This is a genomic window from Enterococcus rotai (genome assembly GCF_001465345.1).
Lineage (GTDB): Bacteria > Bacillota > Bacilli > Lactobacillales > Enterococcaceae > Enterococcus_L > Enterococcus_L rotai.
On the sequence record NZ_CP013655.1, the window covers coordinates 1545076 to 1569894 of the forward strand.

Consider the following 24819-nt stretch of genomic DNA (forward strand, 5'->3'; position numbering starts at 1 on the left):
AAAGGAGTGAACAATATGTTATACGGTGCGATCGAGGCTGGAGGCACGAAATTTGTTTGTGCAGTAGGAAACGAAAACTTAGAAATAATTGAGCGTGTATCGTTTCCTACAGAAACACCTGAAAAAACTATGCGCTCTGTGATTGGTTTTTTCAAGAAATTTGAAACACTCTCAACGATCGGAGTCGGATCATTTGGCCCAATCGATGTTAAACGAGAGTCTGAAACGTATGGCTATATTACATCTACACCGAAACTTGCATGGAAGAATTTTGATTTTGTTGGGTACTTAAAAGACCAGTTGGCGAATATTTCTGTTGCTTGGACAACGGATGTAAACGCTGCTTGCTATGGTGAATCTATTGCGGGCTGCGGTAAAGGATTATCAAATGTAGTCTATTATACTATCGGAACAGGAGTTGGTGGTGGTGCTTTAATAGATGGCCAATTCGTTGAGGGATTTAGCCATCCGGAAATGGGACACGCCATGGTTCGACGTCATCCTGAGGATACATTTATCGGTAATTGTCCGTACCATACAGACTGTTTGGAAGGGTTAGCTGCGGGTCCAGCCATCGAAAAACGAACTGGAATCAAAGGGCAAGATCTATCGACAGAAGACCCATCATGGGATATTGAAGCATACTACATTGCACAATGCGCATACAATACCACTTTGCTCTTTTCGCCGCAGGTCATTATTTTTGGCGGCGGTGTTATGAAGCAAGAACAATTAAGAAAAAAAGTCCAAGATCAATTCGCTAAGCTCATTAATGATTATGTGAAATATCCAGATTTATCTACTTATATCGTTACTCCTCAATTGGGGGACAATGCTGGCGTGATTGGTTGTCTTGCTTTAGCGAAGGATTTATATTTGCAAGCTTAATCAAAGGTGACAAAGAAGAAGCCATTATAGATTATCTTTCGAAGACTGATAATTTAATCGATGTTTGCTCTTTTTTTTCATATTATTGACTTGACAGTCTATCCAACTATTATTCACTTCCAATACGCAGAGTAGTATCATAACTAGGAATATTTTTAGAAATCTCACCATAAATAATAAATGAAAAGTTATACACTTACATTCAGATCAAGATTACAACAATAGACATTGTAAGTAAAAACACAATCTTGTATAATAAAATAAATCAGAAAAGTTACTTCTACTTCTAGGTAGAAGTACTTTTTTTATCTAAATTTAAAGGAGGAAAAAGTATGTTTTTAAATTTTATCGGGTTAACGTTATTTTTTGGTATAGGGATATTACTCGCAAACGGTATTAGTTTTATGGTCACAAAAGGGAAAAATGTTAAAAGGATGATTGTATTACTAGTCATTGAATTACTCTTACTGGGCAGTTTCTTATTTATTGCCTTACCAAGTAAGACACTATCAACTATTCTATGGATCAACCTAATAGGAGCTGTAGTTGCAAGTAGTTTATTATTGGCAAGTCGCTCTCTCAGTCAAGCCTCTAATAAAATCTTGCACAAAGGGCATAAAACGACCGTGGTAAATGGAGTGAATGATTGGTCTGGGCGTGTACTAGGTATCAGCATTGCTGCAATGGTTTTATTATTCATTGTTAGTTCTGTAACAAAGGTAACAGCAATCGATGATGTCTACCAAACGATTCCGTTAAAGACTGAAGAAAAAGCAGAAGTTTTAACCTCCACCAAAGAAACACCGATAGCCATTGCACCAAAAACAGCGAAACGAAAGATATTGCAAAAGTTCTCGGTGATTCCTAATTCGAATATGTTTACACTAGATGGGATTACGGCACAAGTGGTGAATGGGGAGTATGTCTATGTTGCGACAGTGGAATTTAATGGCTTTTTCAAATGGTCAAAATTAGGAGCAGTTCCTGGCTACTTCATTATTAGTGCAACGGATATCAATGCTCAGCCGACATTTGTAGAAAAGCCGATTATTTACACACCTTCAGCTTATTTTGGGAAAGATGCTGCACGTAAAATTTATGCTGCTTATCCTGATTACGCAGCTACTGGAAAAATCAATTTAGAAATTGACGAAGAGGGGAATCCATTTTATATTCAGACCTTATATAAAGAATATGGTGTTTCTGGTCGAATGAACTATAACGAATTTAAAACAGCTGTGTTAAATGCTACAACGGGCGAAGTGAAAGTCTATGACAGCAAAGACGCGCCCAAATTTGTCGATGCACCAATCACTAGTTCTGCTGCCAACAGTATCAATGAATACTTTGGTCGTTATAGTCAAGGCTGGTGGAATCAAACAATGTTCGGTGCTAAAAAAGATGTTAAAATCCCAACGGAAAATGGTATCTATGCATCAGGTCAAATCACACCAATGATGAATAAAGAAGGCAGTCAATTATTGTATTTTACGGACTTTACAAGTGGAGATGAGGATCAAGATTCTGCTTTAGGTTATTCACTGATTAATGCCAGAACAGGTCAAGTAACTTATTATCGTGATACAAAAGTCGGGATCATGGATAGCGATGGCGCCATTTCGATTGCAGCGAAAATTTACCCAGAGAAAAAATGGAAAGCCAGTATGCCAGTTTTATATAATATCGATGGTGTTCCAACTTGGATTGTTTCTTTAATGGATAGTAAAGGAATTTTCAAAAAATATGTGTATGTGAATGCAGTTGATAATGATATTGTGGTAGATGCTGATGCAGCCCAAAATGCATTGGATGCTTACCGAATTGAATTAGCAACAAAAGGTAGTAATAATACAAGTAGTGAAGCAGCTAATTTAAAAGAAATCAAAGGAAGTGTTTCTCGTGTAACGATCGTTGCAAGTGAAGCACAAACCGTTGTCTCTTTCTTGTTGGAAAATGATAAAACCATCTATAGTGTAACAACGAATAATAGTCCAATGGCTCTTTTCTTGAAAGAAGGAGACATAGTTAAATTCAAAGCGGCCGTTACAGCAGATGCAAAAGCTGCTAGTATTGAAAACCTTGTGATTGAAGGGTTAGAATAGTAATCTAGAAAAGTTTAGCGGTAACAGCATATAACGACTATAAACCTAGAGGGAAAACCCCTCTAGGTTATTTTAATAGACGAAAAACGAGCAATGAATAAATGGAACAGTCCTATATCCCTTTTACTTTAGCATTTATATTATTTGCTCAGAGAAGAACTGGATAAATACGAGCAAAAAACACACTTCTATTTTTACTCATATCGATCTTTCCTCGTTTTAATCCAAGCTATCATCTAGTTAATTCAATTCTTTTAACATTCCAAAGAGCAATTCCCAAGAATAGAACACTACTCACAATCAAAATAATGACAGGAATCAAAACATCGTGTTGATAGTTCATAACAATCCCTAGCTCTTTTTGAACTGCCAGTGCAATTTTGGGAGAATCAGAAGCAAACGCATTTTCTGTCAGAATTTTTCGGATCAAAACAATCCCACTTGTTAGAGGGAAATATTGAATTACGTTTCTTGTTGCTTCTGGTAAGCTGCCGATTGGGACATAACAGCCAGTTAAAAAACCAAGTAATGGACCGATAATAGAAGTCATCGTTGAAAATGTATCAATTCGACGGAAGAAACTGGCAATAAAAAACATAAATGCTGAAGAACATAAAACGGTCAGCAGACTTGCTAAAATGAGTAAGCCAAATTGTTTGAAGGATAGTAAAGCACCATTTGAAATAAAGACGATATACAACTCAGAGACAAGGATCACACCTAACGTCACGAACATTGAAATAAAAAAAGTACTGAGAAAATACCCCAACATGATGTGTTTTTTTGAAATAGGTGAAATCATAAAGTCTGTATAAACATTACGTTCTTTGTCACGAATCAATTGGCTGACTGAGCCTAACGTAGAGCTGGCTGAGACAATTCCAATCACACCAGCCAGCATCCAAGTGTCGATCACTAATTGTGGCTGCGAAAGCATCGATAATTGCTTGATCATGCTATCTCCTAATAAAAAGACATATAAACCGATCATGATAAAGGCACCTATGAAGGAACCCACTACTGCTTGTTTGTTTTTAAAAAATAAGGTTAATCCTCTATATACTAATGCATTCATTTTAGTTGTTCTCCTTCTTGGCAATCGATAAAAAGACATCTTCTAGAGTATTACACTGGTAGGTCTTTTTTAAATTTCCAGGTGTGTCATAAGCGACTGTTCGGCCTTCTGCTAGCATTAAGATCCGATCGGAATCTCTGGCTTCTTCCATATAGTGGGTAGTTAAGACGATGGTCATCTGATACTTTTCTTTTAACTGATGGATCAATGACCACATATCGGCACGAGAGAGGATATCCAATCCCGTAGTCGGTTCATCGAGAAATAATAACTTAGGTGTGTTCAATAATGCTCTGGCAATATCTACCTTGCGTCGTTCTCCTCCCGATAAAACGCCGTAACGCTTATTTAGTAGATGGCTTCCTTGAACGTCCTGTAATTTTAATGTGGCTAGTTCTTTTGCTTCTTTCCAATTTTTAGTATAAAAATAAGCTCTCATAACTAAATTTTCCTTTACTGACAAATCAGAATCCATAATGCTATTTTGAAATACGACTGCTATCAGTGATTTGTGTTCTAAAGGGTCTGACCCTATTTTTTTGTCCTCTAATTCTATTTCGCCAGTGTCAGCTTTGAGTAATCCTAAAAGCAAGGAAATCAAAGTGGATTTTCCAGCACCATTTGGGCCGAGAATGGAAAATAACTCACCGTTTCTAATGGAAAATGAGACAGAATCCAATACGACTTGCTCCCCATATTTTTTTCCAAGCGTTGTTACGTTGACTAATTCATTCATCTGATTTGCTCCTTTTTATTCTTGTTGATAAATCAACTATAACTGCTAAGATTTTAAGGAACAATAGTATTTTCCTAAGTGGTTAAAATTCAAAACCAAGAGGTAAAAAAATAAGCAAGAATTCACGAAAATGAAAAGAAACAAAGGATTTTCAATATTGAGATTGAATAGATCCAACTTATTGTTCTTCAAATTTTCATGAATTTTTGCTTATCGTTCAATAGGATAGTCCGACCTATCCTTGTTTTCGTTTTTGGATAAATTGATTGATCTTGTCAGCTTCTTTGAGGTCATTGCTATACATAATAAATCGGATAAACAGATAAATCAGCACAACGATAACATAATTCAATAATAGCCCGCCAAAACCAAGTTCCCAATGAAGCAAATAATTTGCAAGGGTTATTTGCAAACAAACAATCAGTAAGTAGATCCCGTGATTTAGTAGGATTCTTTGGCCAGAGTATTTTTCATGATCTTCAATAAGAAAGTGTAGCGAACCAGAAATCGCAGCAATCAATAACATATAGCCGAGAGAATGAGTCAATGCATCGGTTTGTAAAACGAAGTTGAGCATGACCAGGGTTGTAAAGATCAATGAGGTTAAACGGAAAGCTTCTTTTAAATAGTTGATTATCTTCATATTATCGCTCCATTCCTAGGCCTTTTTTTAATTCTGGAACATATTTTCTCGAGATCGCAACTTTTTCCTCATTGATCAAACGAGCTTCAAATCGACCGCTAAGTAAGGGGGCAATTGCTTGGATTGCTTCGATATTAAGCAACATCGATTTTGAGATACGGATAAAATCAAAATGCATTAATTTTTCTTCGAGTTGGTAAAGCTTGTCATTACTTTGATACACTTGTTTTTCAGTATAAATAAAGCTTCTTTTATCGACAACTTCAATATATAAAATATCAGAAAACAAAATTTTGTAGAGCGCATTTTCTGCCTCGCCAATTAAAAAATGCTCTTCTTCATTGAGGATGCTGATTACTTTTTCAATGGTTGGTGATAGTTGATGAAGCTTAAATGTGGCTTGTTCTTCAGTGTTTGGATCAATAATTTCAATAGTAGTTTTCACACTCGTTTCCTTTCTAACGTAAACTTATTGCCATTATTATAGCATAAAGGCAATCTGCTTTAGAGCATGATTTGATTAGTTGCTGTCTTGGAAGCGTTAGAGTAAACTTACTGGTAGAAAGAGATATACGTACTTTATATCCAAAAGGAGGAGTAATGATGAATGTTACACAATTATCTAGTGATACGTTAAAGAGAGCGCAAGAGCGCTTTGAAGAGACCTTGGATCAAATGAGTGTGGATGAAGCTAATACGATGCCGGCAGCCTTGATTAAATCAGTTACCTGGTTGATCTGGCATACGGCAAGAGAACTGGACTATCAGATTTCTGAACTTAATCAGACCAAACCGTTATGGTTATCAGCAGGCTGGAGTACGAAATTTGCGTTGGATTTATCGGATGATACAAAAGATTGGTGCCATACACCAGAAGAAGCTGCGAAAGTCAAAGTAACGGAGAAAGCATTACTATTTGAGTATTTAAAAGCGAGCGTAGATCTTACGAATACGTATTTAGCAACACTTGAAGAAAAAAGTCTTAGTGATGTTGTAGATAGAAACTGGACACCAGTTGTAACCCGCCAAGCTCGAATCGTTTCGGCCATTGATGATGCAGTGATGCATTCAGGGCAAGCTGTTTATACAAGAAGATTGGTTATTGGGAAATAAGAACGATTAAATAAATTTAAAAAGCGCACTCCTAAATGGATGCGCCTTTTTGTTTGGGAAGAGTTTTTAATTAAGGTTGCTCACCAATTAATGTCCATTTCAAAGTTGTTAATTCTCCTTTAAGCGCTTTGGTTTTTTCATTAATACCTAACTCGCCATTTAATAGAAGTGAATGGGAACCACGCGCAGCATCATTTTCAGCTGAAGTTACTCTGATTGCAGAGTTAGTAATGGTTTTAGTACCTGCAGGTGTAGTTTTATCTCCTTGGAGAGTAACCATTAACTTTATATGATTATTTTCAAGACCGTATGAATTATTTTGTTTATCTGCTGGAATCTCCTCTTGGACGCTAAGTTCCCAAGAACCATCGCTCAGACCACGAAAATCCTTTACAGTTACGTTAGAGGTATTTTTATTTAGATCAGCTAATGTTTTACTTGAACCATCAATAGTACCTGTAAAACTCATATCAGCAGCGCCAGTTGACAAATCGCCAAGTGATAAGGTACCGCCGGTTAATTCAGCATTTACCTTGGTATTTGCATTAGTATCTTCAGCTGCTTGCATGGTTAGAGGGAATAAGAATAGTCCGCTAAAAATTGTTAAAACGATACTAGCATTCATTTTTGTGTTGTTCATAAATCATTTCTCCGTTTCAATTAAAATTTTTATTTAAACGATACAATTTTTTTATCTTGACTAGTATCGTTAATAAACAGAATAGTAAACCAATTAAGGAAATCAAGAACTCTTTTTCCTCACCAGCTTTAGGTAAGTAAGATTGTTTTTTATCAACATGATAAAAGGAAGGAGCTATCCCATGCACTTCAAAATCATCGAGCTGTGTATCAGTTAAATCAACGGTAATTCGACTGACCTGACTGTTCTCTTCTGCATAGCAAAGCTGGGCTGTTAGCACAGAAAATAGAAGTGTTACGGAAATAAATAGTCTTTTTTTCATAAGGATTCTCCTCAGTAACCAACATTTTGTCAAGGTTCTCCCGACAACAATGTCCATTTAATCGTTCCTTCATATTTACCAGATTGTTCATTATCTGGTACTTTCAACTGTAATTGCTCAATTAACTGATCCGTTAAATCAAAAAAATTGTCTTCATGTTCAGTTGTTTTCCCTTCATAGAAAACATACTGGTTAAATGAATTAGGCTCTATATCTTCGAGAAAAAGACCACCTGCTAATGGGGTATCACCATTTATATTTTTTAAAGGTGAGGATAGATCAATGAGTAATTTTAATGATGATTTTTGTGCTCTATTATCTGTAATGTTGAGACTTTTTGGAGCGATAGTTGGTAAAGTTGCTTGAGCTTCTTGTCCAATTTCTATCAATCCAAAATCTAAATATTCAGGAACAGTCAATGTTAATAGTCCATCTGGTTCTTGGATTTTAACTAGAGTTTTAGCCGTATTCGTTTCACTATTTTGTGGACTATAATTTGTTTCAAATGCACAATATGCTTCTCTAGTTAGTTTAGTCATCTTTTTTAAGTCATAATGAATAATAATTTCTTCTTGAGCATAAAACATTTCAATTTTTTTAGATAGATTCGTTAAGGAAAAGGAATTTCCAGCTACCGCAATAGAGTATTCTTCCTGTCCAATTTGGATTACCTGATTTGTACTTTTTACGATAGCTTCTAAGGTAACTGACTCAGTTAGTAGTGAAAATTCACCTGGAAAAGAAAATCGCAAATAATTTAATTGAGCAGGAACGGAGTAGAATTGGGTATTTGCATCAGCATCAAGTTTATTAGATACACGGATTCCTTTTGTCCCATTATCCAACTGAATATCACTGTAAGAGATTTCAGGCGTCAAAGAAGTTAAGTATCCTGAGACCTTATCAACAACTTTAAAGTAAATAGGAACGGAGCTTTGACCATTTACAGTCCAGTATTGATCAAATTTGTCTCTTATACCAAGTTCAGCAGTAAATTCGTTTTCCTTAGTAAAATCTGGGCGGACATGCCATTCAATTGTTGCTTCGTATCCACTCGATACTACACGGAAATAATCTTTAGGATCATCACTAATCGTACTGCCTTTTTCTACTAAAATAGGATTTTCTTTGCTAGTTCCCCGAGGTGCATCGACGATTAATGGGGGGACATCTACTGTTAAAATCAATGGAATGGATAGTGGGTATTCCCAAGTATTATCCACTTGATCGATTGAAATCTCAGTAGGCTCCTCACCGTTAATCGATTTTTCTCCTAAAAAATGCCACCTTGTAGAGATTGTTTCATATAATTTTTTATCTAAACTTTCTCGTTCACGAGTAATCGTTAGCGATTGTTGCGCGAGTTCAGTTTTTGTACTTGGAAAGTTCTGATAGCTTGGTTTTTCAAAAGAAAGAATCCCATCATAAGTAACGATGTTTTGATCAGGAAGAGTATAGTCTAAATGAACTTGCCCATCTAGTGAAATTGTCAACGAATCTTCAACATAGATACCGATACCTTTAGCTTGTTCTAATTGATTTTTTAATTCTTGGAGTTTTTCATTTGCTTGTTTTGTTATATCAGAACGGAGCAAGCCTGGATCAACAGAATCATTTGTTGAATAACGAATGTCACTTGGATTAGTTTGCTCTTTAGTCATCGATTCTTGAGTTTCAATTGTTGTTGTGGAATTGCTTAAAGTATCCGATGGCTCTTCAATACTTGAATTTTGAATATCAGTCTTATGAGTTGGTGATGCGGAAACTTCGTTGGCAGATGGAAAAGAAATAGTCAAAAGACCAAATATCAAAGTAAATAGAATTCTTTTTTTCGCAATGAACACCTCCTTCTTAGGCAAACAGTAGTGAATTATTTCTTGTTTGTTCGACTTTTATACAATAAAGCAACTATAACTATAATCAGGATAGCGATGATTAATGGGTATATATAATGGTTGCTTTTCGTGTTTATAATAGTAGAGGTAGCATTTGTTCGTTCAAAAGAATGATCAATGCGGAAAAGATCTGTTGTTTCCCACTTTCTATCACCAAATTGAACGATTGTTTTAGCTGTATAACATCCTACAGGTAGAGGGTGATCAGTCAACGAAATAGCAAAATCCATGACAGAATCAGGTGCAAAATTTACATCCTCATTCGTTTCTTCGTACAATACTTCGTCCAAATTTTCTTTACGAATTTCAGTCGTTATGGTTCCTTTTTTAGCAATTGTAGGGATTGGATTGTGGATTTTTTGTGTTAATAATTGTTTATCTTCTAATTTACTTTGATCTAGCTTGTCAAATGTAAACGAAAGCGGTACTTCTTGTTTACTTTGGCGTAATAATATCGGGATATCGTATGCCACAATATTTTGAATGGTTTGTGTATCAGACTTCTCGTTTTTTTGCTCGAATTCAATTCCACCTAAAATAATTCCCTTAAAGTCAGCATTAGGTGCTTTTAAATGAATAACTAAATCAGTTGTTGCATTTGCTGGAACGATTGTCTCTTTAGGTCCTTCAATCAGTTTGGCTAAATTATATTTGGCAGAGGATTCAGTTTTAGTTTGTATAGGTCCATAAATAATTTGACCATTTTTATTGGTTGTGGCTGGGCTGATTGTATTCGTGATAATGATCTCTTTATCAGATGGATTTCTTAAAGAAAAACGCAGCTCGATTGCTTCCTCTTTTTTTACTGTAAGGTCATAATAGCCAGAAACATCTTTATCTTGTTGAGTAGGATAACTAGGGGTGACGCTGAAATTCTCTTGATTGGTTTGAGCCATCGATATAATAGGAGCATGAAGAAAGAAAATGAGTAAAAAGACTAATATGAAAGAGTAGCGATGTTTTATTAACTGCATGCAATTCCTCCGGTCATTTTTTGATTACCATAAACAAAATAGTTATTTTGTGATCTGGAAGCCTATCATACAATAATTTTTCGGAAAAAAAAGTATTTTCATTTTTCAATAAATGGCGTTATTTTTTACATCATTTGAATTGAGGAATAAAAAATGAATACTGTATCCTATTTACTAAAAAAGGACACAGTATTCATTTAATGGTTATTTTTTTGAGGAGAAAGTTTTGACTTTGTATTTTTCTGTATAGACTATATTTAAATAAGAAACTAGTCGAGAGAGTTTTTCTTGTTGAATATTTGAGTTCCAGACAAAAGTAGGAACTTCTTTTTGTAGTAATTTAGATAAACTAACATCTGTAATTAAAAAATCTATTTCTCTAGAAGCATATGAAACGAAATTGACAGGGAACGAAAGGCTTTTGATTAACATAGTTTCAAAAAAATCTTTTTGAAATACGCTTGAATGGGAAAAAATAGCAATATTCAGTACAGGTCGTTTACCATTCATTAGTTCGGAAATTAATAATAAATAAAAGCTGATCAAGGATTGTTTTTGTGATTGTAAAGAAGCAAAAATAGGGTTAGAAAAGAGACTATCTAAAAAAGTAAAAACAAGCTCATAATCAATAAACAAGTCCATATTTGCATAAGAAGTATCATTGAAAATGTTGATGATTTCAACGGGACCTGGTAGGTAGAGATATCTGCTATGTAGTGAAAGCAAGTTATAGTAAAGATAAAAATAGTTATTCACATCTAATGAACAATCAAATTCAGCCATAAATTGTTTGATCCAATGCTCTGTAATCAGGTTTGAGGTATTCATTTTAACCCCAACAAAATTTGTTAATTGCAATGATGCTATTTGGTTTAACGGATATACTTGACTTGTTAAGAGTGTAAAATATAAGAAATTAGCTTCATAATTCCAACCTGTTTGGTTTAAAGTTTCTAGATTAGGATAATGTTTACTAAAACTGGAAAAAAAACCAGAGAATGTTTCTTTTGATAACATTGGGAAAACAGACTCAGTATATTCGTACTCTTCGGTAAGAACATGACCATTTGATATACGAATAATCGTGATCGCGAGCCAAATGAACACCATATTTGGTTTTATTAAAAAGGGTTGTAGTTCTTCAGCTTCAGTATTTTCTTCCAACGCTTTTTTTAGATTAGTATGATCAACAGATGGAAAAGGCCATTTTAAAACTTTGTAAGATTCCCAGAATAAAGTGAAAAAGAAGAAACGTATATTCTGTTCTCTTCCTACAATATAAGTTGATGTAGTTAAGTCCAAAGACAAATCATATTGTTCTAATAGTTGGTTTAGGTCTTTCATTTTTCTGTAAACAGTAGAGTAACTATAATAATGTTTTGTAGCAAAACTTTGCAAATCAACGAATGTCCCATTGAATAGTTCAAGACAAAGATTGAATAGCACGGACTGCTCCAAATAATAAAGAAGAAAATAATTTGTATCAAAATCTGGTGCAATATCAACAAAAACAGAACTTTCGTCATTTGAAATAATCGTAATGTACTTTTCACAGTCTAAATCGAGAATATCATTTTTTAACGCTTCTATTGTTTTAAGTATCGTTCTTCTGTCTTTTGAAAGTTTACCAGCATAATCGGAGATGGATGTTGTATTTTTATGTTCTCTAGAAAGATTGTTTAGTACTTCTAAACGAAAAATAAATTCTTTATTTAGTAATGCTTTCATTCACAATACACTCCCTATTTAGTAAGAATAAATCAATATAATCATCATAAGACAGGACGATTAAAAAGTCTAATGTAAAAAAATAAATATACAAAGAAAATAGTCCAAATAAAAGCTAGGATAATTTTGACCACAATAGTCTCAATTATCCTAGCGTTTCTATTTTAAATCGTCAGCATATACCCTCTAGAACGAATTGTTTTGATAATAACTGGATTTTTAGTATTTTTTTCAATTTACTTTCTTAAATGGAAGATTAAATTGTTTAACCGATATTGCTTGTTTTTTTCTCCATCAGTCCATATAGCTTGAAAAAGTTCATCATAGGTCAATACGGTATCAGCATTCTTTTTTAGAATAGCTAATGTTGCAAACTCTAAAGGCATGAGTTGGATATTTTGTTGGTTGTCTAAGCATACACTAAGACTTTCAGGAAATAATTGTAACCTACTATTGTGAGGATCAACATCAATTAAACATGTAGTCTCCTTTGAGTAAAGTAATGGAGGCATAAATTAATATGAAGTACAGGTTAACGGCTCTAGTAGTGTTAGTAATAGGTTGTTAAATCAATCAGCGTATGCTGATACGATGGCCTATTCTATCAAAGCAAATATTCCAGAGAATCAAATAGATAAAAGTAAAACCTATTTTGATTTAAAAAGGACCCCTGGGCAAAAACAGGATGTGTCAATGACTGTCAGTAACAGTTCGAAAAAAAATAACGATTATTATCATACCTAATATCGCAGTAACCAACCAAAATGGCATGATTGATTACAATCAGGAAAAAGTTGAAAAAAATGCATCCTTAAAAGTGCCGATTACAGATGTCATTTTCACTATGAAATTGCCCAATTTACCTTAGATATTCGTGGCTATCTAGCCTTTGAGGAGTTACCTCCAGCAACCTTGGATTTTGATGCCGCTAAAATAAGTTCAAAAGGTTCATACGCTAAGCTGAATAAGAGTGTTGACTTCAGTGTAGAAGACTATCGTGGAAGTAACACTAGTTGGAAATTAGTTGGTTCACTTATCACAGAATTAAAAGATAGTGCTACAAATACTACATTAACAGATGGAATCATTTACCGAGACGAGGATGGAAATGAGACTCCTTTTACAAAAGGTGCAACCGTTAAGCTAAGCACAGGGAAAGCAACGTCCAGTAATGTTCTATTTCCGATAAAATGGGGAACTGGCGACAATGGAATCTTTATCAAAACGCCACCAGACGTTAAAAAAGGAAATTACAAAGGAAGCATTGAAATGAGTTTAGTTGATGCACCTTAATCATTAAAATATATCTCCAGAGCTTTACTCCAGTACGATCGTTAGAGTTGAAGCCCGAAAATCACGTCAAGATTTTCGGGCTTCAACTTTTTTGTTAAACATTACTAGATTCCCTCAAAACCAACGAAACAGGAACCACAATTTGTCTGCCTAGAGCCCCTTTTTTATTAATCAATTCTAACAATGATTCCACTGCATGATTCGCAATCAACTCTGTATTTTGTTTTACGGATGAAAGCGTGGGCGATGTATATTTACCAGTATCCGTATCGTCAAAACCAATCAATTTTATTTTTTGTGGTACTGGGATATGATGTTTCTTTAAGCGGAGCATTAACTCTAAAGCAATCAGATCATTGATGGAAAAAATTCCATCAGTACTTGGATTTTTCTTGAGAAAAGTAAGAAGATCTTGTTCAAAATCACTACTTTCAATATCGATGGAAAGCAAATGGTGTTTAGCATTGAACGTAATACTATTTTTCTTTAATGCGTCCTTAAATCCCTTCAATCGTTCTTTTGCACTGGTTGATTTTTGATTATGCATCGCAATGACAGGATGCTGGCAGCCTGTTTGAATCAACTCTTCAGCACTTTCAAAGGCACCTTGATAATGGTTAGATGAGATAAAAACAGTATCTTCTTTCTTTTTAGGCTCTCGATCAATACATATATAAGGAATTTTCTTTTCCGCACTAGACGAAGTAAATTCAAACGCCTCAGCTCCTGAAATAACGATCAATCCATCCACACCTTTTCCTTCTAAAATACGTAAATAAGCAAGCTCCTTTTCCAAACCCCTAGACGTATTACAAATAATGGTGGAGTAGCCTTTAGCAAATAAAATTTCTTCCAATTGTTGAACAACATCAGAAAAGAAATAATTACTGATATCCGGTACTAAAATTCCAATCGTAAATGATTTATTCATGCGTAAATTTTTCGCGCTATAGTTCATTTTATAGCCGGTCTCTTCAATAACCTTGAGCACTTTTTTTCTAGTTTCAGCTGAAAAGCGGCCGTTATCATTAATGACCCTAGAAACAGTCGCAACAGAAACTCCGGCAATCTCAGCAATATCTTTGATCGAATAGTTTTTCATAGATAGCATCCTTTTGAGTAATCGTTCTCTTTTTTCTTTTATATTTAATGCTATTTTCTCATAAATTCTAGCTGAATACAAACATTCAAGGCAAATTTTGATTGACAGGTTGAAATATTGGTGATATATTGTCCATAAATAAAGGTAAACGATTACTCAAATGTTTTTTTAAGGGTTGGGTAATCGTTATCTCAAGAGAGGAGGAAATACAATGGACAAATTATTATGTCCCTCAATGATGTGTGCAGACTTTTCTAATTTAAAAAAAGATACGCAAGAACTTGATCAAGCGGGGGTCGATATTTTTCATATGGATATTATGGATGGTCGTTTTGTTCCCAATTTTGGAATGGGTTTGCAAGATTTTGAACTCGTTCGTTCTGTTACGGATAAACCGTTGGATGTTCATTTAATGATTCAAGAACCAAGTAAGTACGTAGAGAAGTTTGCAGACCTTGGGGCGGATATTATTTATATTCATCCTGAGGCTGACCAACAGGCTGCCAGAACATTGGCTATGATCCAGCAGAAAGGGAAAAAAGCAGGTATTGCAATTAATCCAGGAACCTCAGTTGAAACGATCCTGGATTTACTATTTTTAGTGGATTATGTGATGGTGATGACTGTAAATCCTGGATTTGCAGGGCAGCAATATTTAGCGTATACAGATTCTAAAATAGAAAAACTCGTGGGCTTATCAAAAATACATCATTTTAAAGTAATGGTTGATGGGGCAATTTCACCAGAAAAAGTGGCGCAATTAAGTAAAAATGGTGTGACAGGTTTTGTATTAGGAACATCGGCATTATTTGGGAAAGCGGGAACTTATCAAGAAATACTGACAGAATTAAGAAAATACTAGAATGGAGTACACAAAATAGTTTAGCTCTCACTAACAGGAGGAATCAGTTTATGAAATTGGCAATTGGCAGTGATCATGTTGGCTTTGAACTAAAGCCGATTATTATCGATTATCTAAAAGAATTAGGACATGACGTTGAAGACTTTGGCGCATATTCGTCAGAACGAACGGATTATCCTCAATATGGTAAAAAAGTAGCAGAAGAAGTTGCTTCTGGAAACGTTGATGGTGGGATTTTGATTTGTGGAACGGGTGTTGGGATTTCGATTTCTGCCAACAAAGTAAAAGGAATTCGTGCAGTTGTTTGTAGCGAACCTTATTCAGCACGGCTATCTAAAGAGCATAACAACACAAATATCCTTGCGTTTGGTTCTCGAGTGATTGGAAGCGAACTAGCGAAAATGATTGTAAAAGAATGGTTAGATGCTTCTTTTGAAGGGGGCAGGCATGCCAAACGAGTAGAGATGATTCGGCAGCTAGAGGATTAAACAAGAGTTTACTCTCTTTATCTATGAATAAATGTGATTGATTTTGAAATAAAATGAAAAATAATGGTTGAAAATGGAAATAAGAGGTGCTATTATGGGGGTGTAGAAGAGAAAAGGAGGAATAAAAATGAAGTTAGCGACAAGAATCAATTCATTTTTACCAAAATTCAATAATGATGTAGAAGAAGTCTTGCAAGAATTTAATCGCTTAGGATTAACACATGTTGATTTTAATTATCCAGAACATGTAGAAACGATTTCTGCTAAAAAAATGAAAGGGATTTTACAAGCCAATAAGTTACAGGCTAATGGGGTTGCTTTACGGTTTCGAGATGAATTTATCAACGGGGAACTTGGGAATGCTGATCAAAGGATTTCAATGAAAGCAATACAGTTATGTAAAGAAGCCTGTGATTACTGCCGTGAAGTCGGGGGCGAAGTTGTGACTATTTGGTTAGGCTTTGATGGGTTTGATTACTCATTTCAGATCGATTATGAAAAAGTTTGGAATCAAATTAAAGACTGTCTGATCGAAATCACTGATTACGCACCAGACCTTAAGATCAGTATTGAATATAAGCCGTTCCAACCAAGAGCGTATGCCTTTTTAGATAGTTTTGGAGTAGCGTTATCAATGATTCATGAGGTCGGTCGTGAGAATTTGGGCATTACGTTAGATTATTGTCATATGCTGATGAAACATGAAAATCCTGCATATGGAGCAAGCATTTTAGGTAGTCGAGAAAAATTGTTTGGGGTTCATCTAAATGATGGCTATGGATTGAATGATGATGGTTTGATGATCGGGACAAGTACACTGATCAAAACGATCGAATTTATCTATTATACGAAACTGCATAACTACGATCATGCGTTTTATTTTGATACATTCCCAGTGATTGAAGAGCCAGTAGCTGAATGTGAAAGAAACATCAAGATGATCAAAAAAATCGATTCGATCATAGATAGATTAGGGATGGACTATATCGCCGAGCTAATCAAGAAAAATAGTGGATTGAAAGTAAGTGATTTAGTATTAGAAATCTTAATTTAAGATTTCTAATACTAAATTCTAACAATAAAAAGAATCAGGGGAGTGAATAAAGATGGATTTCAAATTAGCAGCAAAAGAAATTTTAGAAAATGTTGGCGGCGCAGATAATTTAGCGAATATGACACATTGTGCTACACGATTGAGATTAACATTGAAAGATCCTTCTAAGGCAAACGATGAGGCAATCAAAGAGATTGATGGTGTTGTCAATATTGTCAACAAAGCTGGACAATATCAAATTTTGATTGGAACTGAAGTACCGAAGTTATACGATGAATTTGAAGCGTTAGTTACAGGCGATGATGGCAGCGTTCAAGTAAATAATAATGGTGGAATTTCTGGTAACATTATTAGTACTATTTTTTCAGCTATCTCAGCCATTTTTGCTCCATTATTACCTGCTTTAGCGGGTTCTGGTATTCTACGAGGCTTGTTAATCTTAGCTGTGCAAACGGGTATTTTATCCGAAGCTAGTGGAACGTATAGTATTTTAAATGTTGCGTCAATGAGTGTCTTTTATTTTTTACCAGTATTGTTAGCGTTTACTTCAGCTAGAAGGTTTGGCGCTAGTCCTTATTTATCTGCATTGATAGGTGCAGCATTACTAAATCCAGAATTTATTGCATTGATGGGAGATACTGGAAATGGTGCTACAACAAGCTTTTTAAAAATCCCTGTTGTTTTAATGAATTATAATTCTACAGTTGTTCCCATTATTCTCTCAATTTGGGCGTTTTCTTATCTGTATAAGTTTTTAGATAAAAAAGTTCCAGAAACACTAAAATTAGTTATTATTCCATTAATTTCTCTAGCAGTTATGATCCCTTTGACGGTGATTGTCATTGGTCCGATTGGTGTTTATAGTGGTGAAGCTGTTGCACAAGTTGTTAATTGGCTGATTGAACGCAGCAGTATTTTAACTGGTATCTTGATTGGCGGTGGTTGGAGTGTTCTTGTAAGTTTAGGGATTCACTGGGCCGTTAATCCAATCATGATCAACAATGTTTCAACTTATGGTTTTGATTATATTGTCCCATTCACGTTTGCCTGTAACTTTGCGGTAATTGGGACGACGATCGGTGTCTATTTTAAAGCAAGAAATAATAAGCTCCGTAGTTTTGCTGTCACTGGTTTAGTCACAGTTGCTCTTTCAGCGATTATTGAGCCTACTTTATTCGGTTTATTAGTAAAAAATAAAAAGTTGTTTTTAGCGCAAATCATTGGTGGGGCTGTAGGCGGGGCTTATTTAGGCTTAACCAAAGTAGTAACAAACGCCTTTGTATTTGGTAGTGTGACAACGTTCCCTGCTTTTGTGACCGATAATGCATCAAATTTTATTCAAGCGATGATTGGATTAGGGATCTCGTTAGCAGTATCAGCTATTTTAGCTTATATGTTTATGGAAAGGGAAGAAATGTTATCTTAAAAACGTCAAAGAACTTCTTTCAAATTCGTTTATTTCGTTACTATTTATCCATATTTATGGTATTTTAAGAATGTATATCCTTCTTGAACTAGTTCGTAATGAAAAAATGAAAGGAGTTTCTTATGATTCCCTATGTACGACAAGAGAAAATTATAGAAATACTAGAAAATAGAGAGCTGATCAAAATCGAAGAACTACAAACCTTAATTCCGGAAGTATCTATGTCTACTCTTCGACGTGATTTAAAAGAGCTTGAAGGGTTAAATAAGGTCCAAACTTTGTCAGGAGGCGCTGTCAAGATTTGTTCAAGTGTTTCGGAGCTACCTATGTCAACCAAATCTAGTTTACAAACAAAAGAAAAACTTTATATTGCTGAATTGGCTGCTCGTGAGGTTGTCACTGGAGAAACGATTTATCTAGATTCTGGTTCCACATGTACGACATTATTAAGAGAATTACTTAAAAAGAAAATCAAGATCATTACTACAAATACGGATGTTTTTCGATTGACGGGAGAATTTGAAGCAGAGATCACAGTTTTAGGTGGAACTTACGATCCTAAAATTTCATCATTAAGTGGTCCGTTAGCTGAAGCAAACATTCAAAAATATGTCTTTGATAAAGCGTTTCTAGGCGCAAACGGGATTGATTTAAAATTTGGTGTAACGACGCCAAATTTAGTTGAAGCAATCAAAAAAAAGACCGTCATCGATCATGCGAAAAAGTCATTTTTGTTATGTGATAGTTCTAAGTTTCATAAATCATCTGCAGTGAAATCCTTTGATTTGAATGAAGTTATTTTGATTTCGGATAAAGAGGATTCAGAGTTGAGTAAAGCAATGAAGATTATTGCGAAATAAGGGGAGGCACAATAAAGTGTGCGTTTTCTAAAAGAAAATAAGTATCTAGGATATAACTCGCCGAGTTATATCCCAGATACTTATTTTTTCACATTTTTCCTACGCAAATTGAAATGCTAGAACGAAACAGGCTCTGATATTGAAACCAGTTTCCTCATTATAATCATTTAAGCACGATTAGCGGTAGGACTTTCGATGTATTTACTTTGAGGTTTTTGTGTTGTAAGGTAAGGATAATGTAATAGATATTTCTATAAGAAGGTGTAATAATGTCAACTTTATTAATCGTTTTTTCCTGTGCTACTGTAGCAATAGTAGGCGGGTGGGTTGCTAATAAAAAGCGATCTAAAAAATAAACATTGTATGGGACGCTAGTTAGAAAATTTCTTCTAACTAGCGTCCCATACTCAGGAATATAATTTAAAAATGTTCATATAAATCATCATCAACTTCTCAACCCGCGGCCTCTATCAATCAAATACCAACAAACTGCATAAAGCACAGAGATAAAGAGAATCAAAATAACTAGAGACAAAATGATCGGGACATCGATCGTACCGAGGAAACCATATCTAAAGCCCGAAATCATATAGACGATCGGATTGACTTTAGAGATGGCTTGCCAAATCGGTGGTAACATTGAGATTGCGTAAAAGACACCACCAAGATAGGTTAATGGTTGCAAAACAAATGTTGGAACGATAGAGACATCATCAAAAGATTGGGCAAATATCCCATTTAATAAACCAGCTAATGAAAATAAAATAGCGGTCATAAGAAGGGTAATAATCACAATCGACCAAGAATAAACATGAAGTGGCACGAAGAATAACGAAATGATGGTTACAAGTGTCCCAACTAGAACACTTCTGCCCAAGCCGCCAAAGACAAATCCCCAAATAATAATGTGGGTTGGCACTGGCGCAACGAGTAATTCTTCAATATTTTTCTGGAACTTCTGTGAGAAAAATGAAGAAGAAACATTCGCATAAGAACTGGTGATAACAGACATCATGATCAGACCTGGAACAATAAATTCCATATAAGAAAATCCTTCCATCTGTCCGATTCGTCCGCCGATCAGATTTCCAAAAATAACAAAATAGAGTGAAGTGGTAATGACTGGTGGTACTAAGGTTTGCACCCAAATCCGTAGATAACGATTCGTTTCTTTGACTGCAAGGCTTCTTAAAGCGGTGAAATATAACTTAAACATGTTCATTCTCCTTATTCGTATAAAAGTATTGATTTTTTAAAAGAAAAATCAATCTTGATGCTTATGCCGTATACCATTCCACTAGCTTATACTTGGAAAGTGGAACTGGCATCCATTGGATGTTTTTCTTCTGTGATTTTTAGAAACAGTTCTTCTAATCGGTTGGATTTATTGCGCATGGAAAGCACTTGAATGCCTTGTTTTGTGAGTTGTTCAAACAAACCATTCAAGCCTTGATTACGTTCAATCTCCACTTCAAGTGTTTGTTTATCTTCGAAGTTGGACGTATAACCAATAATTTCGGGTTCTTTGTCGAAAGGTGCTAAATCAAAGATAAATGTCTCAAACTGTAGTTTTGACAGTAATGTTTTCATGCTCGTATTTTCAATCAGCTGCCCTGATTGAATAATACCAATATTTCGGCAAAGCATCTCAGCTTCTTCTAAATAATGAGTTGTCAGAATAATTGTTGTGCCGTTTTCATTCAACTCTCTTAGAAAATCCCACATTTCCCGTCTTAGTTCAATATCAACTCCGGCTGTAGGTTCATCTAAAATAAGTAGACGAGGCTCATGCATCAAAGCACGTGCAATCATCAATCTACGCTTCATTCCGCCTGAAAGCATTCTGGCACGGACGTTGCGTTTTTCCCAGAGATCCGACTGTTTCAGATATTTCTCGCTGCGTTTCAAGGCTTCTTTTTTTGAAACACCATAGTAACCAGCTTGATTGACAACAATTTGCTCGACTGTTTCAAATGGGTTAAAGTTAAACTCTTGTGGAACCAGACCAATCTGTTGTTTAGCCATAACTAAATCAGTGTCCAAATCGTAACCAAAAACCTTTACTTTCCCGGAGGTTTTGTTGACAAGGGAAGTAATGATCCCGATTGTTGTTGATTTACCTGCTCCATTTGGTCCTAAAAGAGCGTAAAAGTCACCTTCTTCTACGACTAAGTCGATCCCTTTAAGAGCCTCAACCCCACTACCATAGACTTTTTTTAAATCCGTTATTTCAAGTGCATACGTCATTTAATCATGATCTCCTTTTGTTTCTTTATTGTTTTGGCAAAGACAATCTTCTCCACTATCAGAAAGCAATTGCACCATCGAGCACATAAATTCTTTGACAAAGTCTTCTTTTAAAGTGTAGTGATGCCACTGACCTTGTTTGCTGACAGACACAATTCCGGCACTTTCTAAGACCTTCATGTGATGAGAAAGTGTGGGTTGCGTAAAATCAAAATGTTTTAATACGTCACAAGCACACATGCTGCTGTAAGAAAGTAAATCAATTATTTTCATACGTTTTGGATCAGCCATCGCTTTGAGTATCAATGAAATTTTTTCATAATCCATATCTATTCCTCCTGAACATAGATAACTGTCTATGTTCAATATAGAGGAACATGAATAGAATGTCAAGCAGTGCTGGTGCTACGAAATAGGTAGGAAAAGAGCGATAAATCGGAATGATTCCCTTGCTACAATAAAGTCCTATTCGTTAGAATTTAAATTGACTCCACTTCATCATATATAGGAATACTGTTATAATAGAAAAGCAAACGAGTATAATCAACGAAAAAAATGTATTTTAAGAGGAGTAAACAAAACAATATGAGAAATATCAGATTAACGATCGAGTATGATGGGACTAGGTATCTTGGTTGGCAAAGACTTGGTGATTCAGATAAAACGATTCAAGGGAAAATTGAAAATATCTTAACTCAAATGACACGCTCAAAAATTGAAATCATCGGTTCTGGTCGAACGGATGCTGGAACTCATGCTAGAAACCAAATTGCGAATTTCAAAACAGAGAGTAAAATGGAACGAGTAGAGATGATTGAATTTCTAAATCGCTATCTTCCACAAGATATTGTTGTAAAAAAGGTTGAAGAGGTTCCTGATCGATTTCATGCTCGGTATAATGCAAAAGGGAAAAAATACAGCTATTATGTCTGGAACGATTTGATTCCGTCAGCCTTTGAGCGTAACTATAGTTTTCACTATTCTGAAAAACTTGATGTTGAGTTAATGAACGAAGCTTGCCAGAAACTGATTGGAACGCATGATTTTATTGGCTTTTCTTCTCTTAAAAAGACGAAAAAGTCAACGACTCGAACGATCAAAGAACTAGCAATTCAAAAAGAAGGGAGGCTGCTTCATTTTACCTTTATTGGAGATGGCTTCTTGCATAAAATGGTCAGAATCCTTATGGGGACAATTTTAGAAATAGGTGCTGGAACATTGAAGTTAGAAGTGATCGATGAGGTATTTGAAAGTAAAATCAGAAGTGAGGCTGGAATCACAGTGCCTGCCCAAGGGTTATTTTTAGACGAAGTTTATTATTGAGTGTATTTACTTAAACTATCACAAAGTGATAGTTTAAACAGAAATGCGTAGATAAAACTATTTTCTATGCACAAAGGTTTATCCTTTCTTTTAAATAAAATATAGGACGCAATAGTAAAAGCCCAATCAACGAATACAGTGATTGGGCTTTTTGTGCTGACCAGATACTCTCATTTTTATTTTTTTTAATTCGGATCAAAAGAGCTATTTTTTTCAGTTCTATTGTCAATTATACTTTTTTATTCTATTTATTGAATTAGTTGTTTCAGTTTGAACGTCTCTGTTTATTAGGGTTTCGAAGCACTATTCTATTTTTCTGTCCTAAAAAAAGACTTATTAAAATAAGAACAATAAAAAATATATATTATTATAAGAATTGTTATTTCATCTTTTTTTTATATCTATAAGTAAATTGATAGGATAATAACTGGATGGAAAAACCGTATAATAGAGATATGAAAAAAAGTTCGTTTGAGATAGTTTAGATAAAAAACGGGAAAAGTAGAGTCAAATCTACATGGGAATTGAATCAAAATATGTGGGGAAAACATGTGAATTATTGGTCAAATTATTTTCTAACATCAGAATTGTGAAAAAATGAACTATTTTTAGAACTGTAATAATGTATAAAAAAACTACCTGTTTCAGCTAAGAACAGGTAGGATAGTAGATTTATTAAACTTAAATAACTTTCTGTAATCATGATAACTGTTGTTTATCAAGATGTCAACACGTTTTTTTATCCTATTCAACTTGTTTTAATGTACTAAATAACTTATTTCTATTTATTATATTTGAAATAAAAACTAACCAAAATCAAAAGAAAAGCTGAATTTTAAAAGAATATATGGTGGAAAAAACAAACAATTCTATTCGCCGTCAAATTCGCCGTCAACTGAAAGTAGGGAAAATGGATGTCACGAAGAGGAGAAAATATCTATAAACGAAAAGATGGCCGTTGGGAAGGTCGTTACATTAAAGGGAGAAAACTAAATGGATCAATTCATTATGGGTATGTTTATGGTAAAAAATATTATGATGTCAAACAAAAATTGACTCTTATCAAATCTCAGCTTCCTTATTATCAAGAACAGATCATCTATTCTTATAGTGGAACAGTACAAGAATGGGCTGCTTATTGGTTGGAAACATTTGTATTACCAACAGTTAAGTTGAGTACTTATGTAAGTTACAAAAGTAAATTATCTGTGCACGTATTTCCACAGCTTGGAGAGATAAAATTAACTGAGCTAAAAAAAGAAGACGTTCAAACTTTAAGTGATCAATTAGAAGAAAAGCTTTCTGATGCATCTGTTCATGCTGTTTTTCGTGTTTTTCATACTTGCCTATGTGCAGCACAAGAAAATGAACTGATTCCTAAAAATCCAGTTGATACCGTTCGCTTACCCAAAATGGGAAAACGAGTTTCTAAAGCCTTGACTACTGGCGAACAAAAGCGTCTAAAACAAGTCGCAAATTCGTCTACTAATGGATTAGCTGTATTAATTGCATTAGAAACAGGCATGAGAATAGGCGAAATTAGTGGGCTAAAATGGTCAGATATTGATTGGGAAAGACGAGAAGTTCATGTTAACCGTACGTTACAGCGGTTAACAGATAATAATGGAAAGAGTCAGATAGTAGAAGGCTTACCTAAAACAAGATCGTCTACTCGTGTGATCCCCTTATCTAAACGCTTGTATCATCTGTTATGGAAACAAAAACATTCTTCAAAAGAGGCTTATATTTTAAGCAATACTGAAAAAAGTGTTGAACCTAGAGTAGTTCGTTACCAATTTAAGCAAATGAGCCAGGAGGCGGGATTGTCAGACGTGACCTTTCACACTTTACGCCATACGTTTGCGACGCGTTGTTTAGAAGCAGGAGTGAATATCGCGACGATTAGTGCTTTATTAGGACATCGTTCTATAAAAATGACACTGGATGTCTATACACATTCTCTCCTTGCACAAGAAAGAGAAGCAATCGATCAAGTTTCTGCATTTTAGTAGAATAGTAAAGAAATCGTTAATTTGATAGAACCCCTG

General features: G+C 34.8%; 25 protein-coding genes and 1 pseudogene. 12 read left to right on the forward strand and 14 right to left on the reverse strand.

The window, feature by feature from the left end:
* Positions 1 to 15: 15 nt before the first annotated feature.
* Both ATZ35_RS07135 and ATZ35_RS07140 read left to right on the forward strand, forming a co-directional pair.
* Positions 16 to 888 carry an ROK family protein gene (locus tag ATZ35_RS07135; RefSeq protein WP_208930137.1) on the forward strand — a complete coding sequence of 291 codons (873 nt, stop codon included), beginning with the start codon at positions 16 to 18 and terminating at the stop codon, positions 886 to 888.
* Positions 889 to 1220: 332 nt separating this feature from the next.
* On the forward strand, positions 1221 to 2990 hold the full coding sequence (locus tag ATZ35_RS07140; protein ID WP_208930138.1) for a DNA-binding protein: 1770 nt from the start codon (positions 1221 to 1223) through the stop codon (positions 2988 to 2990).
* A gap of 232 nt (positions 2991 to 3222) precedes the next feature.
* Here ATZ35_RS07140 and ATZ35_RS07145 read toward each other — a convergent pair whose 3' ends face one another.
* The 4 genes from ATZ35_RS07145 to ATZ35_RS07160 form a co-directional block, all read right to left on the reverse strand.
* The gene (locus ATZ35_RS07145; protein ID WP_208930139.1) at positions 3223 to 4065 is read right to left on the reverse strand and encodes an ABC transporter permease; all 843 of its coding nucleotides are present in this window, start codon (positions 4063 to 4065) and stop codon (positions 3223 to 3225) included.
* 1 nt (position 4066) lies between these two features.
* Complete coding sequence (locus ATZ35_RS07150) at positions 4067 to 4801, reverse strand: ABC transporter ATP-binding protein (RefSeq protein WP_208930140.1); 735 nt, start codon at positions 4799 to 4801, stop codon at positions 4067 to 4069.
* A gap of 235 nt (positions 4802 to 5036) precedes the next feature.
* Positions 5037 to 5444 carry a DUF3021 family protein gene (locus ATZ35_RS07155; protein ID WP_208930141.1) on the reverse strand — a complete coding sequence of 136 codons (408 nt, stop codon included), beginning with the start codon at positions 5442 to 5444 and terminating at the stop codon, positions 5037 to 5039.
* Between the two features lies 1 nt (position 5445).
* Positions 5446 to 5889, reverse strand: a complete 444-nt coding sequence (locus tag ATZ35_RS07160; protein ID WP_208930142.1) for a LytTR family DNA-binding domain-containing protein — start codon at positions 5887 to 5889, stop codon at positions 5446 to 5448.
* A gap of 158 nt (positions 5890 to 6047) precedes the next feature.
* On the opposite strand from ATZ35_RS07160, the gene ATZ35_RS07165 reads away from it, so the two are divergent.
* On the forward strand, positions 6048 to 6557 hold the full coding sequence (locus ATZ35_RS07165) for a DinB family protein (protein WP_208930441.1): 510 nt from the start codon (positions 6048 to 6050) through the stop codon (positions 6555 to 6557).
* Between the two features lie 70 nt (positions 6558 to 6627).
* Here the strand turns inward: ATZ35_RS07165 and ATZ35_RS07170 are convergent, their stop codons facing one another.
* From ATZ35_RS07170 to ATZ35_RS16940, 6 genes are all read right to left on the reverse strand, one after another.
* Positions 6628 to 7197, reverse strand: coding sequence for a hypothetical protein (locus ATZ35_RS07170; protein ID WP_208930143.1), 570 nt, complete (start codon positions 7195 to 7197; stop codon positions 6628 to 6630).
* A 16-nt stretch (positions 7198 to 7213) separates the two neighbouring features.
* Positions 7214 to 7519 carry a hypothetical protein gene (locus ATZ35_RS07175; RefSeq protein WP_208930144.1) on the reverse strand — a complete coding sequence of 102 codons (306 nt, stop codon included), beginning with the start codon at positions 7517 to 7519 and terminating at the stop codon, positions 7214 to 7216.
* A gap of 29 nt (positions 7520 to 7548) precedes the next feature.
* Entirely contained in the window at positions 7549 to 9363 is a 1815-nt protein-coding gene (locus ATZ35_RS07180; RefSeq protein ID WP_208930145.1) for a hypothetical protein, read from the reverse strand.
* 26 nt (positions 9364 to 9389) lie between these two features.
* Positions 9390 to 10388 carry a DUF916 domain-containing protein gene (locus ATZ35_RS07185; RefSeq protein ID WP_208930146.1) on the reverse strand — a complete coding sequence of 333 codons (999 nt, stop codon included), beginning with the start codon at positions 10386 to 10388 and terminating at the stop codon, positions 9390 to 9392.
* Between the two features lie 204 nt (positions 10389 to 10592).
* Complete coding sequence (locus tag ATZ35_RS07190) at positions 10593 to 12116, reverse strand: helix-turn-helix domain-containing protein (protein ID WP_208930147.1); 1524 nt, start codon at positions 12114 to 12116, stop codon at positions 10593 to 10595.
* Between the two features lie 236 nt (positions 12117 to 12352).
* Positions 12353 to 12628, reverse strand: a complete 276-nt coding sequence (locus tag ATZ35_RS16940; RefSeq protein ID WP_354017270.1) for a winged helix-turn-helix domain-containing protein — start codon at positions 12626 to 12628, stop codon at positions 12353 to 12355.
* A gap of 79 nt (positions 12629 to 12707) precedes the next feature.
* On the opposite strand from ATZ35_RS16940, the pseudogene ATZ35_RS16945 reads away from it, so the two are divergent.
* Together ATZ35_RS16945 and ATZ35_RS07205 are read left to right on the forward strand one after the other, a co-directional pair.
* Positions 12708 to 12984: pseudogene (locus ATZ35_RS16945) on the forward strand (WxL protein peptidoglycan domain-containing protein).
* Between the two features lie 44 nt (positions 12985 to 13028).
* Complete coding sequence (locus ATZ35_RS07205) at positions 13029 to 13409, forward strand: hypothetical protein (RefSeq protein WP_208930149.1); 381 nt, start codon at positions 13029 to 13031, stop codon at positions 13407 to 13409.
* 94 nt (positions 13410 to 13503) lie between these two features.
* On the opposite strand, the gene ATZ35_RS07210 is transcribed toward ATZ35_RS07205, so the two are convergent.
* Positions 13504 to 14511 carry a LacI family DNA-binding transcriptional regulator gene (locus tag ATZ35_RS07210; RefSeq protein ID WP_208930150.1) on the reverse strand — a complete coding sequence of 336 codons (1008 nt, stop codon included), beginning with the start codon at positions 14509 to 14511 and terminating at the stop codon, positions 13504 to 13506.
* 211 nt (positions 14512 to 14722) lie between these two features.
* On the opposite strand from ATZ35_RS07210, the gene rpe reads away from it, so the two are divergent.
* From rpe to ATZ35_RS07235, 5 genes are all read left to right on the forward strand, one after another.
* On the forward strand, positions 14723 to 15373 hold the full coding sequence (gene rpe, locus ATZ35_RS07215) for a ribulose-phosphate 3-epimerase (RefSeq protein ID WP_208930151.1): 651 nt from the start codon (positions 14723 to 14725) through the stop codon (positions 15371 to 15373).
* Between the two features lie 50 nt (positions 15374 to 15423).
* The gene (gene rpiB / locus ATZ35_RS07220; protein ID WP_208930152.1) at positions 15424 to 15861 is read left to right on the forward strand and encodes a ribose 5-phosphate isomerase B; all 438 of its coding nucleotides are present in this window, start codon (positions 15424 to 15426) and stop codon (positions 15859 to 15861) included.
* A 127-nt stretch (positions 15862 to 15988) separates the two neighbouring features.
* Positions 15989 to 16915 (forward strand): sugar phosphate isomerase/epimerase family protein, encoded by a 927-nt coding sequence (locus ATZ35_RS07225; protein ID WP_208930153.1) that lies wholly within the window; start codon positions 15989 to 15991, stop codon positions 16913 to 16915.
* A 52-nt stretch (positions 16916 to 16967) separates the two neighbouring features.
* Complete coding sequence (locus ATZ35_RS07230; RefSeq protein WP_208930154.1) at positions 16968 to 18341, forward strand: PTS transporter subunit EIIC; 1374 nt, start codon at positions 16968 to 16970, stop codon at positions 18339 to 18341.
* 122 nt (positions 18342 to 18463) lie between these two features.
* Positions 18464 to 19201, forward strand: coding sequence for a DeoR/GlpR family DNA-binding transcription regulator (locus ATZ35_RS07235; RefSeq protein WP_086277083.1), 738 nt, complete (start codon positions 18464 to 18466; stop codon positions 19199 to 19201).
* 445 nt (positions 19202 to 19646) lie between these two features.
* Here ATZ35_RS07235 and ATZ35_RS07240 read toward each other — a convergent pair whose 3' ends face one another.
* The 3 genes from ATZ35_RS07240 to ATZ35_RS07250 all read right to left on the reverse strand — a co-directional run bounded on the left by ATZ35_RS07240 (position 19647) and on the right by ATZ35_RS07250 (position 21775).
* Positions 19647 to 20417, reverse strand: a complete 771-nt coding sequence (locus ATZ35_RS07240) for an ABC transporter permease (RefSeq protein ID WP_086277080.1) — start codon at positions 20415 to 20417, stop codon at positions 19647 to 19649.
* An 86-nt stretch (positions 20418 to 20503) separates the two neighbouring features.
* The gene (locus ATZ35_RS07245) at positions 20504 to 21448 is read right to left on the reverse strand and encodes an ABC transporter ATP-binding protein (RefSeq protein ID WP_208930155.1); all 945 of its coding nucleotides are present in this window, start codon (positions 21446 to 21448) and stop codon (positions 20504 to 20506) included.
* A complete protein-coding gene (locus tag ATZ35_RS07250; RefSeq protein ID WP_208930156.1) occupies positions 21449 to 21775 on the reverse strand; it encodes an ArsR/SmtB family transcription factor in 327 nt (108 codons plus the stop codon).
* 258 nt (positions 21776 to 22033) lie between these two features.
* Between ATZ35_RS07250 and truA the strand changes: the two genes are divergently transcribed.
* On the forward strand, positions 22034 to 22771 hold the full coding sequence (gene truA / locus ATZ35_RS07255) for a tRNA pseudouridine(38-40) synthase TruA (RefSeq protein ID WP_208930157.1): 738 nt from the start codon (positions 22034 to 22036) through the stop codon (positions 22769 to 22771).
* A 914-nt stretch (positions 22772 to 23685) separates the two neighbouring features.
* Positions 23686 to 24780, forward strand: coding sequence for a tyrosine-type recombinase/integrase (locus ATZ35_RS07260; protein WP_208930158.1), 1095 nt, complete (start codon positions 23686 to 23688; stop codon positions 24778 to 24780).
* Positions 24781 to 24819: the final 39 nt, after the last annotated feature.